The sequence below is a fragment of the Lactobacillus sp. C449L genome, assembly GCF_059900815.1.
Window position 1 is genome coordinate 1 of record NZ_JBWXGA010000235.1, and the last position, 453, is coordinate 453.

Annotated in this window: 1 protein-coding gene; it reads left to right on the forward strand. The window is 42.4% G+C overall.

The features are described 5' to 3' along the window. Positions 1–453 (forward strand): class I tRNA ligase family protein (locus AC2JF9_RS09195; RefSeq protein WP_500727160.1); only part of this gene is annotated, 453 nt, incomplete at both ends.

The window sequence follows — 453 nt, forward strand, 5'->3', positions numbered from 1 at the left end:
ATTTATCATGCCGTGAACAATTTCTGCACATTGGATTTAAGTGCGTTTTATCTCGATTTTGCTAAAGATGTTCTCTACATCGAAGCGGCTGATCATCATGGGCGCCGGGCAATTCAGACGGTTTTGCATGAAAGCTTAATGGCTTTAACCAAGCGTGTGGCGCCAATTCTTGCTCATACGGCCGATGAGGTTTGGGCATACATCCCGTCTGTAAAAGAGGAAAGCGTTCAGTTGACTGATCTTCCTCAAAATAAAGAATATCCAAACGCAAAAAGCCTGGAGGAAAAATGGACCGCGTTTATGAAGCTTCGCGACGATGTGTTAAAAGCACTTGAAGAAGCCCGTAACAGAAAGGTGATCGGCAAGTCATTGACAGCAAAAGTTACCATGTATGTTAATGAAAGATCAAAGTTACTTTTGGATTCTGTCCAGGAAGACTTGAAGCAATTGTTT